Below are 14,189 nucleotides of genomic sequence, written 5' to 3' on the forward strand. Positions count from 1 at the left end.
TTATTAAAGCATATTTATTTGTCCCAGATGTCGTTCAAAACGGGAAAAAGTTTCTAATAAAAGGTCATTTTACACTAAGACGCTAAAATTTGATATAAAAAAGTACGCATTTAACTATTTGTCATTCGTCCAACTAAAAAGGTTAGTTACCTATAAAACCTATATTACTAGTGATTTTTCAGTATTTTTTTTCTCCTAAAACTGCATAGCATAAAATTAAAAGTATTTTATCTAAGCTTTTTTTCTAAAATAAAACCGTGAAACTAAACTTAGTATTTTCTCTCGTTATTACTTTTATTGTTCTTAATTGCAGTTATTCTCAACAAATAACAACGGATGATTCCTTGCCTTTACAACAACTCATTCAACAAAATTTAGGACAAAATTGTGTTGAAATCTCTAACATATCATCACCTGTTAATGGCTCTATAAATGGCTTTAACAGTTTCGGTCATTTTGAACGCGCAAATTCTAGTTTCCCCTTTGAAAATGGTATTTTACTAACCACAGGAAATGTCAACTCCGCAGGTAATATTCTTAACAGCAACCCTCTAAACGAAGGTGATGACACATGGCAAACGGATACAGATTTAGAAAACGCTTTAGGAATTTCTAATACACAAAATGCCACATCCATACAATTCAACTTTATTTCAGTCGCTAACCAAATACAATTTAATTACTTACTCGCTTCAGAAGAATACCAGCAAGAATTCCCCTGTTTTTATTCAGATGGCTTTGCTTTTTTAATTCGCGAAGCAGGTTCTTCTGCACCATATTCAAACATTGCCTTGGTTCCTGGTACAGCTACACCTGTAAACACAAATACAATACACGACCAAATTGAAGGTTTTTGTGCTGCCGAAAATGAAACTTTTTTTGAAGGCTACAACGTTGGTGACACTAATTATAATGGAAGAACAACTGTACTCACCGCAACAGCAGCAATTCAACCTAACGTAGAATATCAAATTAAACTGATTATTGCAGACCAAACGGACAATAATTTTGATTCAGCTGTCTTTATAGAAGGTAATAGTTTTAATGCTAATGTTAATCTTGGTCCCGATATTACCACATGTGGAGATTCCGTTTTATTGAATGGGGATATTCAAAATCCACAGGCGTCCTACAAATGGTTTCAAAATGATATACTCATCGCTGGTGAAAATAACCCAACGCTAGATGCACAATCTTCTGGCACCTATCGCGTTGAAATCACTATACAACTTAACGCGACTTCATGCGTCATTGAAGATACTGTTGAAGTTACGCTCAATACAGAGCAACCTTCAACCCAGATTTCAGATATTATTTATTGTGATGATGATTCTAATGATGGTATAGCCAATTTTGATCTTTCTACTAAAGACAATGAAGTATTAGCTTCCGTACCTCCTTCAACTTACAACATAAGCTACCACTACTCTAGTGATGCCGCTCAAAACAGCAATAGTCCCATTCTAGGTACTATTCAAAACACGACGTCTCCACAACCCATTTATGTTAGAATTGAAGACACTGTAAATGGCTGTTTGGCCTTTTCTACATTCAATTTACTGGTGAATGAGAAACCTGACTATGAAGATCCTGATCCGATCATCGTTTGTAAAGACCCCACTTTAGATGGTTTTACCTTCGTAGATTTAACTATTGCTAACGATCAAATTATAAACGGGAATACTAATTTATTTGTCTCTTATCATTATTCGGAACCCGAAGCAGATTTAGGTGTTAATCCCATTTTCTCACCATACTCAAACGCTAACATCTCCCAAACGCTTTATGTTAGAGTTTATAATGCGCTTACAGGTTGTTTTTCTACAACTTCAATTTCTGTTGAATTACAAGAAAGTCCTGATATTAATTTAGATAATCAATGGATTAACGCCTGCGAACAAGATGAGGATGGTTTTGAAGCTTTTGATTTAACAACTGTTATAGATGATGTTTTGCAAGGACTTACAGGTTTAGATGTTAGTTTTCATATCACTAATGAAGATGCTATAAGCAACATGAATCCCATAGCAGATCCTGAAAATTATATAAATACAACACCAAATTTTCAAATAATCTACATACGCGTTCAAGATCCTTTGACAGGATGTAATACAATTGTAGAATTAGAACTGCATTCTAATATTATTCTAACAACATTTTCAAATGTTACTTTTATTGTTTGTGATGATGTTTCTAATGATGGCATCGCTGATTTTGATTTGAATGCTGTTGAAGCAGATCTTAAAGATGACTATGACGAATTTGACGTTTCATTCTACTTGACCGAAGATGATAGAGAGAATGACATCAATGCATTAGATAAATTTATTCCGTTTAATGTCATTGACAATGGTACAATTCTATATGCCACTATGGCCGATGGAGAATGTGACGGTTTTGTAGATATTGCATTGCAAATTGCTCCGGCCATTATCTTAACACCTCAAGTTGTTGATTATTGTGATGAAGATAATGATGGATTCACCACTTTAGTTATGGATACCTTTAATAGTGTTGCAAGCCAAGGTGTGCCTGCTGTAAACGTTAAATATTACCTTACTGAAAACGATGCCATAAATAATGAAAACATACTTCCAGATTATGTCTACAATACTTCTAATCCCCAATTACTTTATATAAGAGTTACCAATTCTCAAACCGGATGTTATGATATTTCCACTCTAGAAGTTAACGTGGTTAGCGCACCTACAATTACATATCCTGACGCTATAATTGTTTGTGATAATGATCAAGATGGTATTTCTAATGTGGATTTAATTTCTAAAATCCCAGAGATAACGAGTGCTACCACAGGGTTTGAAATCACATTTTATAATGATTATAATTTTGCTATTGCAGGTGAAAATGAAATAATAACTCCAGAAGATTATACCACAGCTACACAATATATTTATGCACGCGTTGAAAATGAAACCACAGGCTGTTACAGCTTATCCGGATTTTATGTTTATGTGAATACCTTGCCCGAATTTGTTCCAATTACAAATTTTGAAAATTGCGAAGCAGACATCACTGGAGTTGCTGATTTTTATTTCTACTTAAAAGATGATGAAATCCTTAATGGCCAGCCAGACAAACAAGTACTTTATTATAGGACAGAAGCCGATGCCCTTGCTGGAGATAATGTTATAGACAAATATTCAATCTTTAATAACACATCTAGCCCTCAAACGATATATGTTAGAGTAGAAGGCCTTACAGACTCTAATTGTTTTGGCACCTCTTCATTTGAAATAGAGGTTGGTTCTATTCCTATTTTTAATGCTGCAACAAGTATTTTTGTTTGCGATGACATTAGTAACGACGGTTTTATAACCATTGATTTAAACGATAAGATAGCCGAAATGGTTGCTGGTAGTCCAGAAACATTAGATATTACATTTCATGAATCTGCCTTTGATGCCACTAACAATAGTAATCCTGTTCCTTTAATTTACACCAATTCAACAAACCCACAAGAGCTTTATGCCAGAGTCGATAACGGCAATCATTGCAAAGGGATTTCAGCTTTTGATATTAATGTTATTACAGCACCTGTTGTTAATTCTTCAACACCAATTGCACGCTGTGATGACAATTACGATGGTATTTTAACTTGGGATTTAACAGTTTCTGAAGTTGAAATACTAGGAGTAAGACAAGACAATATTGAAGTCACTTATTTTGAAACTATAGAAGATTTAGAAGCTGATACAAATCCAATTCTAGATCCTGAAAACTATGATAACATCAGTAACCCACAAACAGCTTACGTTAAAATAACCAACACACTTAGTAATTGCTTTGTTAATGTTCCTCTAGATTTAATTGTGAATCTTCCTCCACCCTTCAATGATTTTGAAGTTTATCAAATTTGTGATAATCCAACCAATAGTTTCGACCTTTCAGAAATTGAAGCTGTCATAATTAATCCAGGAACACAAACCACTTTATCATATTTTGAAAGTTATAATAATGCCCAAAACAGTATAAGTCCATTAGCTTTAAATTATAATTATCAAACGACAAATGATGTTATTTTTGTTCGTATCGAACACTCTGATACGGGCTGCTTTTTTGTTTATGATTTTATACTTCAAATTAATCCTTTACCGATTGCAAATACACCAAATAATATTGAAGCTTGTGATGATGATTCTAATGATGGTATTGCTTCTTTTAATTTAGAATCTCAAACCGATATCATTTTAGGCACTCAAAATCCTGATAATTTTACAGTAACTTATCATTTAAATCTTACTGCTGCAGACGATGGAGACAACCCAATTTCATCTCCTTTTATAACGTCAAACCAACAGCAGATTATAGTCCGAATTGAAAACAATGAGACAGGATGTTATAGCCTAACTGATTTTACCTTAATCGTAAATCCGCATCCAGAGATTCCTGAGCCTCTTTTAGAATGTGATACTAATTATGATGCAAATACACCTTTCAATTTAACAACAGCTGAAGACGATTTATTCACAACAACTAATCCCGATAATGTCATCTCCTATTTTACATCCATAGACGATTTGCAAATAGGTAGTAGTCCTATTTTAAATCCTGAAAATTATTCTAACACTAGCAATCCACAAACGGTGTTTATAAAAGTTTATAATTCAGTTGCCGATTGCTTCACTTTTGTGCCGTTAGAATTAAATGTAAATCTTCCTCCGGCAACAAATGCTTTCGAAATATTTGATACTTGCGAAAATGAAAGCAATAACTTCGACTTAACAACGATTAACGACGTTATTGTAGATACCAATTATAATGTGCTCTTTAGTTATTTCACTTCAGAAGCAGATGCTATTGCCAATCAAAATCCTCTAGACACAAATTACACGTATACAAGTACAAATGATATCCTTTTTGCTCGTGTAGAATTCAGTACCACACATTGCTATTACATTCACCCTTTTGAACTTAGAGTAAATCCATTGCCCATAGCAAATCAACCACCAAATCTTATTGCTTGCGATGATGACTATGATGGTTATTTTGATTTCAATTTAGATCAACAAACGGCAAGCATTTTGGGCTTCCAAAATCCATCAAACTTTAGCGTCACCTATTTTAATAACACGCCAGAAGCTATTGAAGGTTTAAATTCAATAAATGAAGACGCTTACAGTGGATTTGACAACGATACCATTACGGCACGTGTTGTAAACTTAACTACGGGTTGTTTCGAACTTGTCAATTTTTCATTAATCGTTAATCGTAAACCTTTTATAAATATTCCTAATCAGGTTGTTTGTATCGATAATTTACCTTTAGTTGTTTCTGCAACTACGTTTTATCCTACCGACACCTATTTATGGTCCACAAATCAAAATAGTTCTGAGATTGAAATCACAGAAATTGGTACGTATTCTGTTACTGTGACTTCAGAAAACGGATGTATAACAACAAACACATTCAATGTTACAGCATCAGAATCTGCAACTATAGATTTAACGGAAACGGTAGATTTCTCTGACCCAAATAATATTACAATCACCATCAGTGGTATTGGTAATTATCTCTATATTTTAGACGATAACGAACCACAAGAATCTAATGTTTTTGAAGATGTGTCTTTAGGTTACCATACAGTTACCATTATTGATCTATATGGTTGTGCAGAAGTCACCAAAGAAGTTGTTGTTGTAGATGCACCTCCCTTTTTCACTCCTAATGGAGATACACAAAACGACACTTGGCATATTATAGGCATAGAAACTTTACCTGGTAGTATAGTTTATGTATTTAATCGTTATGGCAAATTAATAACAAAGTTAGGATCTAATACCCAAGGTTGGGACGGTACCTACAATGGTTACAATCTACCAGCCAGCGATTATTGGTTTTTAGCAGAAATAAAACAAGGCACTATTGCTTTTGAAGTCAAAGGCCATTTTGCGCTTCGTCGTTAATAAAAACATCTCACCTTTTTTAACATCTTATTTGAATTTAGATAATCCTTAGTAGTTTATCTTTGCAGTCCCTTAAAACGAAAATGAAGCAAACACTACTCGCTATTGTCTTTTTTTTTCTCTATTGAATTATGCTCAAAATATTTCAGTAGACAGTCAGACTTATAGTCCTCAACAGCTTATAGAAAATATTTTGATTGATAGTGACTGTATCAACAATGTTACAGTAACCAATGTCGTTGGTGGTGATTTTGGAGGAACGGATCAAAGCTACGGTTATTTTGAAGCTACTGGCACTAATTTCCCTTTTGAAAGTGGCATTGTTTTAAGTACAGGACGATTAAATAATGTCCCTGGACCAAATAACAATTTAAGCGATGATGACGCTCCTAATTGGACTGGAGATATTGATCTCGAAAATGCATTAAATGAATCTGGCACCATAAACGCTACCATTTTAGAATTTGAGTTTACGTCTGTTGCTTCACAGATAAGTTTTAGATATATATTTGCGTCAGAAGAATATCAAGAGAATAATTCGAACACCTGTAGGTACTCTGATTTATTTGGCTTTTTAATTAGACCTACAATCGGACAACAGGCCTATGAAAATATAGCCTTAGTGCCAGATACAGACACACCTGTTAAAGTGACTACGGTTATGCCGGGCGTTCAGGGTAGTTGTCCTCCAGAAAACGAAACCTATTTTGGTAATTATAATGATAGTAATGCTCCCATTAATTTTAATGGTCAGACTGCTATTTTAACGGCTACAGCAAATGTAGAACCGAATACCACTTACCATGTTAAGTTAGTCATTGCAGATGAGCAGAATTACAGATATGACTCTGCTGTTTTTTTAGAGGCTAGTAGTTTTGAACTCTCTTCAGACATAGGTCCTAATTTACTTCTTGCGACAAACAATGCACTTTGTGAAGGTGAATCTATTATATTGGATGCCAGACAAGCTGGGCAAAACACATACGATTGGTACAAAAACGGTAGCTTAATTGAGTCTCAACCTAGCAATTGTGTAAACTGTGGAATATATACGGTTGCTGAACAAGGAACCTATAATGTTGAAGTTACCTTAGCCAACGGTTGTATTTCTTACGGAGAGGTTACAATTGAATATGCTCCGTTACCTATTGGAGTGGATTCTGTTTTAATTGAATGTGATAGTAAACAAGATGGGTTAACTATGTATGATTTGTTTGATGCCACCTCAGATTTAACTAGCGCAAACCAAGACGCATATGTTGATCAATTTTTCTTATCAGAAGCAGATGCTATTGCCAATATAAATCCGATTACAAATCCTGAGGCATTTCAGAACACGACTCCATTTCAAACTATTTATGCTAGAGTCATAAATAGAGCTAATTGTTTTGACATTGCTGAGTTAGAGTTACAAACCTCAAATAACACGGTATATATCCCTAATTTAGAAGCCTGTGACGGAGAGGTTATAGATGGATTTACCACTTTTGATTTATCTGAGATTCAAACCTCTATTCAAAATCAAATTCCGATAGGTGCTGTAGTGCGTTATTATGACACAGAAGAAGATGCTTTAAGTGACTCTAATCAGTTATCTGTTAGTTTTGAAAATACGGTAGCATATACACAAACGATTTACGTAAAAATCACGAATAACAATCAGTGTTATGGTATTTCTACGGCAAGCCTCAACGTCCTTTATACTCCAGTTTTAGAACCAGATGAAACGGTTTTATATTGTTTAAATACGTTCCCAGAACCACTTACCATATATGGTGGTGTGCTTAACGATTTACCTAATAATTATTATTACGAATGGCAATTTAATGAGACTACAACGCCGAACAACACTTTGTTTTATGATGTTACAGAACCTGGTGTTTATACGGTAATTGTTACAGATCCAAATGGCTGTTCTTCTAGTAGAACAATTACAGTTTTGGCTTCAGAATTGGCAACTATAGATGGTGTTAGCGTTGTTGGTGTTGCTCCTAATAATACGGTTACCATTACACTTTCAGGTGAAGGTGATTATGAAATCGCATTAGATGATATCAATGGACTTTACCAAGATAGTTTTGTATTTACAAATGTTTCTAGAGGCTTTCATACCGTTTATATAAGAGACAAAAATGGTTGCGGTACTCAAGAAGAGATCATTTCAGTCTTAGGCTTCCCAAAATTCTTTACTCCAAATGGAGATGACGACAATCCGACTTGGCAAGTTATTGGTACTGCTGCACAATTCGATCAAATAGCATCTATTCAGATTTTTAATCGTTACGGTAAATTGATAACACTGCTTACAAATGCCAATCGTAGTTGGGATGGCATGCTAAAAGGAAAACCACTTCCTAGTGACGATTATTGGTTTAAAGCTAATTTTTATGATGGTAAGATCTATACTGGTCATTTTGCTTTGAGACGGTAATTCGTAATTAAGTCTCCTTATTTTAAATTCTATTATATTAAGGAAGGACCTTTTCTTTTATACCTAAACTATCTGCCTATTATTTTATATCATTTTTTGTTTATACCTATAAAAGTTCCTACTAGAGATTTATGATATCACTATACATTACCAATACAAACTTTACATTCTAATTTTATCTATTCATAGCAGAAAATTCCCATATCTAACGATTTAAAAAGTAGAAACAAGATGTAAAAAAGAGGAACAAGACGTTAAGCACCTGATTCATTTCACACTACAAATAATAACCTTCACATTTTGAATTATCACTTAATCTTCTATTTTTGTGATAACTAACTCAACCTTTATTTGAGCAAGAATTAATGTAACTATTACTTAACAAATGAAAGTATTTTATTACATATTTTTGCCCTCTATTTTTATCTAAACTAAATGAAAAATTCTACTTTTTTATTATTCCCTCTTGTTTTAATTTTTAACGGTTATTTTTAATTAATAACACAAATTACTCAACCTACAAAGCCGAAAGCACTACTTGTCCGGCACCAATCATAAGCACATTTAATCCTTCAAGTGGACCTATAAATACAGAAATCACACTTAATGGAAGTAATTTTGCGACGACTACGACAGTAGACTTTAGTGGTGTAAATGCAAGCTTTACAATACTAAGTGATACTGAAATTGCTATTAGTGTTCCATCTGGAGTTTCTAGCACATCTAGTATAACGCTTACAACGTCTGGAGGCTGTGACGCTACAACCGCTTCTAATTTTACCCTAATTGATTCTGATTGTAATTCGGCCGATGAGATTTACATCTCGGAAGTTTATGATTCTAACGGCGGAAGTTATGGTGTTATAGAACTCTATAATCCAACCAATGCAGCTATAAGTCTAAATACCGTTTACGAAGTACAACGTTTTGGAGATATTGGTGACGCTGCCCCAAGTGCTACAATTCCACTAGAAGGTTCTATTGCGCCTCTTAGCACCTATATTATTGAAATGGGTAACACAGGTAATACTTGTAATGGCTTAACGGCTGGTGTATCGATTAATGCTGGTATTAACGAAGATGATGAAATTAAATTAGTAAAAAATGGATCTATCATCGATGTAATGTTTACAGATGATGAAATTGGTTACAGTTTTATTAGAAACGCAGATGCAGCTGCACCGAGTACAACATTTAACCTTAACGAGTGGTTATTGTTAGAAGATGAAGATTGCTCTAATTTAGGCGCTCATACAGCTAATGGTGGTAGTTCTACTCCGAACATTACACATCCTAATAGTCAAGATATTTGTGAAAACGGTACAGCTACTTTTTCAGTGTCTGTCGATACCGGATCATATACTTACCAATGGCTTGTTATTAATGCTGCTGGAAACTGGGTTAACGTCACTAACGACAGTAATTATTCTGGAGCGACAACAAATACATTGACCATTACAAATACGCCTGCGAGTTTTAATGATTTTCAATACTACTGTATGATATCATCTACCGATTGTAACCTGGTTTCGGACGCTGCTCAACTTGAAGTTTCAAACCCTGAAGTTGATACCTTATCCAACCAAACGGTGTGTTCTAACTACACCTTACCTACTTTAACTAACGGGGATTATTATACAGGAACTAACGGAACTGGTACTCAACTTAACGCTGGAGATGTTATTACATCATCTCAAACCATCTATATTTATAATGTTTCTGGTACCGCGCCAAACACTTGCCAAAGTGAATCTAGCTTTAGCATTTCTGTTAGTGGAAATCCACTTGTAAGTGTCATAGCTGATCAAACTGTTTGTTCTGAATATGTGTTACCAAGTATCACTAATGGAAATTATTTTACAGGTGCAAATGGAAGTGGTTCACCTTTAAATACCGGAGATATTATATCGACTTCACAAACGATTTATATTTATAACGAAGTTGGAGTTGCTCCTAATGTCTGTACGAACGAAAGTAGTTTTGATGTAAGCGTAACCGGAACTCCAAATGTAGATATGCTTTCTGATGTTTCGATTTGTTCAGAATTTATTCTACCAAACCTTACAGATGGTAACTATTTTACAGGACCTAATGGTACCGGAACGCAGCTTAATGCAGGTGCTATGATTTCAACGTCACAAACAATTTATATTTTTAATGAAATTGGTACCACTGCAGCTACTTGTAATAACGAAAGCAGTTTTGATGTTACAATTTATCCGTCGACAGATTTCTCGCTTACGGATTCGAATATTGAAATTAATGGAGATTCTATAACAATAACAATGTCTGACACGTCAATTGAATACGAATACGCTATTGATGGTTCTAGTTTTCAAAGCGACAATACTTTTACAACTATTTCAGAAGGCTCAAACACCTTATACGTGCAAGATGTTAATGGTTGTATTGTTAAATTCATTTCTTTTGAAATCACAACTTCAGCAGTAGAGTTAATTATTCCAACGGGTTTTTCACCTAATAATGATGACAAAAATGAATGGTTTAACATCCAAGGTTTATATGACGTTTACACCAACCATAAATTAGAAATCTACAACAGATACGGAACTTTAATTTTTGAAGGGAATAATAGTAACAAATGGTTCGGAACCGCAAACAAAGGTTTAATGCATACGGATAAAGTACTGCCTGTAGGCACTTACTTTTATGTATTATATTTAAATGAGCCTAATAAGAGTTCTAAACCTTTTACGGGTTGGGTTTATCTTAATAAGTAAAACTAATTATTTTTCTCACCGCTAATTTGAAGCTATGAAACGCATTAATTTATTAATACACTATACCTGCGCATTAAGTTATTTTTTATAATGACTGCTTATGCCTCAGTAGGTAGCGCTATCACAAAAGACAATAGCTTTTGTCCTGCACCAATTATTAATACGTTTACACCTGCTAGTGGACCAAAAAACACATTAATTACGATTAGCGGTAGTAATTTTAATGCTGCTGCTTCTGTTTCAATTGATGGAGTCTCTACGACATTTACAGTTATAAACGATTCTCAAATTACAGCGATTATACCTGCTGGTGCTGTCGATACTTCTAGCATTTCCATTATAAGTACTGGCGGTTGCACAGGAACGTCTGCGACAGATTTTACAGTGATAACTTCAGATTGTGAACCTGCTGATATTTATATTTCAGAAATATATGATGCCAATAGCGGCGATTATGCGGTTATAGAGCTTTATAATCCCACAAATTCCCCTGTGGTTATAGATAATATTTATATCATAGAACGTTACGGAGATGTCGGAAATGCAACGCCTAATAATGTATTTAACGACATTGTAGGGACAATTCCACCACTAAGTACTTTTGTCATTCAAATGGGAAGCGGTACAAATTGTTCTCCTCTAGATGTTGATTTCAATATACCTACAGGAATTAACGATAATGATGAATTCAAATTATTTAAAAACGGAAACCTTATTGATACTGTAAATGCACCAGACGAAAGAGGCTATACAGTTATCAGAAATGCAGATGCACCCATACCACAAACAACTTATGATAGTAACGATTGGTCTATTCAATCTAGTGAAAACTGTTCTAATTTAGGGTCACACACAGCAGATCCGATTACGAATAACATACCAGATATTACAGACCCTATTACTCAAACCATTTGTGAGAGTAGTACTGTAACATTTAACACGACTTTAGATACTAGTACTTTTCAATACCAATGGAAAGTTCTTGACTCCTCAGGAAACTGGGTTGACGTTCCCAACGCTAGTCCATATTCGGGCACTCAAACTAGCGCCTTAAGTATCACTAATGCTCCTTTAAGTTTTAATGAAAATCAATATTACTGTGAAGTTACATACGATGCATGTACCTTAATTACGAATACGGCCCAACTATTCATTGAAAATCCAGCTGTAGATACACTTTCAAATCAAACTACATGTTCTAGTTATACCTTACCAACCTTAACTGACGGAGCCTATTACACTGCAACTAATGGTGGAGGAACCCAACTTAATGCTGGTGATTTTATTTCAACAACGCAAACCATTTTCATTTATAACGAAATAGGAACAGCGCCTAATACGTGCTCAAATGAAAGTAGTTTTGAAGTCACTATTTCTGGTACACCAAATGTAGATACCATTGTTGACCAAGCTGTGTGTTCAGATTATACATTGCCTGCACTAAGCGATGGTAATTATTTTACTGGGACTAATGGAACAGGAAGCCAACTCAATGCTGGTGAAATTATTTCAACAACACAAACCATTTACATTTATAACGAAATAGGTACAGCGCCTAATACGTGTTCAAACGAAAGTAGCTTTGACGTTACGGTGAGTGGCACTCCTAATGTAGATACGCTTTCTAATCAATCGGAATGTGGATCATATATATTACCATCACTTACCAATGGTAATTATTTTACAGGCACAAACGGTACAGGTACACCACTTAATGCTGGTGATACTATTTCAACCACACAAACCATCTATATTTATGTTGAAATTGGTACAGCTCCAGACACCTGTAATAATGAAAGTAGTTTTGAAGTCACTATTACTGGTGCTCCAAATGTCGATATTATTGCTAACCAAGATGTGTGTTCAGAGTACACATTGCCTCCACTAACCGATGGTAATTATTTTACAGGCACTAATGGAACAGGAACGCAGCTCAATGCTGGTGAACTTATTTCAACAACACAAACCATTTACATTTATAACGAAACAGGAACTGCACCTAACACCTGCTCTAATGAAAGTAATTTTGAGGTTACAGTAAGTGGCACTCCTAATGTAGATACACTTTCTAATCAAACGGAATGTGGGTCCTATACCTTACCAACACTTAACAATGGTAATTATTTTACGGGTACAAACGGAACAGGTACCGCACTTAATGCTGGAGATGTAATTTCGACTTCTCAAACCATCTATATTTATGTTGAAATTGGTACAGCTCCAAACACGTGTAATAATGAAAGTAGCTTTGATGTCACCATTACTGGTGCACCAAATGTAGATACGTTTACCGATCAAACTATTTGTGCAGAATATACGTTGCCTACACTAACCAATGGTAACTATTTTACAGGAGCAAATGGAACAGGAACGCAATTAAATGCAGGAGATATTATTACCACTTCTCAAACCTTATACATTTATAACGAAATAGGGACAGCTCCAAATACCTGCGCTAATGAAAGTAGTTTTGACATTACTATTAATGACGCTTTAGATTTTACATTAGATGAATTTAGTATTATCATAGATGACGCAACACTTACGGTGAACATGACAGACATGTCTATAGATTACCTATATGCAGTAGATGACACCGATTTTCAAACCTCTAATGTGTTCAATAACCTTAGAACAGGTTTACATGTATTATATGTTCAAGGCCGTAATGGCTGTGTTATAAAAACGCTCAATTTTGAAATTGAAGTAGACCTTTTTATCCCTGCATTTTTCACACCTAATAATGATAGCGCTCATGATACATGGACGGTTATTGACAGAAACCGCATTGTAAAAGAAATTCTTATTTTTAATAGATACGGTAAGCTTATAAAGCAATTAATTCCTTCGAATTACTCTTGGGACGGTTATTACAATGGAAAAATGCTTGAGTCAAATGATTTCTGGTATTTAATTACTTTAAAAAGCGGTGAAGAGCTTAGGGGCCATTTTGCTTTAAAGCATTAAGACGTATAACTAATACTTCTAGTAAAAAAGGAGTATCTATATTGAACATTCTATAAAACGGACTTCAGATTTTAAATCTTGAAGTCCATTTTATTTTAACGCAATTGTAACGCATTTCACAATTAA

General features: G+C 34.6%; 4 protein-coding genes and 1 pseudogene. All 5 read left to right on the top strand.

Going from position 1 to position 14,189, the window contains the following annotated elements; translation table 11 throughout:
* Positions 1 to 257 precede the first annotated feature (257 nt).
* The 5 genes and pseudogenes from ADIWIN_RS09650 to ADIWIN_RS09670 all read left to right on the top strand — a co-directional run bounded on the left by ADIWIN_RS09650 (position 258) and on the right by ADIWIN_RS09670 (position 14,063).
* The gene (locus tag ADIWIN_RS09650) at positions 258 to 5,924 is read left to right on the top strand and encodes a T9SS type B sorting domain-containing protein (protein ID WP_152487243.1); all 5,667 of its coding nucleotides are present in this window, start codon (positions 258 to 260) and stop codon (positions 5,922 to 5,924) included.
* A 193-nt stretch (positions 5,925 to 6,117) separates the two neighbouring features.
* Positions 6,118 to 8,355, top strand: a complete 2,238-nt coding sequence (locus ADIWIN_RS09655) for a choice-of-anchor L domain-containing protein (RefSeq protein ID WP_020894957.1) — start codon at positions 6,118 to 6,120, stop codon at positions 8,353 to 8,355.
* A gap of 596 nt (positions 8,356 to 8,951) precedes the next feature.
* Positions 8,952 to 9,074: pseudogene (locus tag ADIWIN_RS22180) on the top strand (IPT/TIG domain-containing protein); the annotation flags it as partial.
* 291 nt (positions 9,075 to 9,365) lie between these two features.
* Positions 9,366 to 11,096: a T9SS type B sorting domain-containing protein gene (locus tag ADIWIN_RS09665; RefSeq protein WP_020894958.1), complete on the top strand. Its 1,731-nt coding sequence runs from the start codon at positions 9,366 to 9,368 to the stop codon at positions 11,094 to 11,096.
* A gap of 90 nt (positions 11,097 to 11,186) precedes the next feature.
* Entirely contained in the window at positions 11,187 to 14,063 is a 2,877-nt protein-coding gene (locus tag ADIWIN_RS09670) for a T9SS type B sorting domain-containing protein (RefSeq protein ID WP_020894959.1), read from the top strand.
* The last annotated feature ends 126 nt before the right edge of the window (positions 14,064 to 14,189 follow it).

This window comes from Winogradskyella psychrotolerans RS-3 (assembly GCF_000427335.1).
Classification (GTDB): Bacteria; Bacteroidota; Bacteroidia; order Flavobacteriales; family Flavobacteriaceae; genus Winogradskyella; species Winogradskyella psychrotolerans.

Bases quoted from the DNA above. Each gene is read 5' to 3' on its own strand.
- ADIWIN_RS09665 (WP_020894958.1), top strand. From the start codon at position 9,366: ATGGGTAACACAGGTAATACTTGTAATGGCTTAACGGCTGGTGTATCG.
- ADIWIN_RS09670 (WP_020894959.1), top strand. From the start codon at position 11,187: ATGACTGCTTATGCCTCAGTAGGTAGCGCTATCACAAAAGACAATAGC.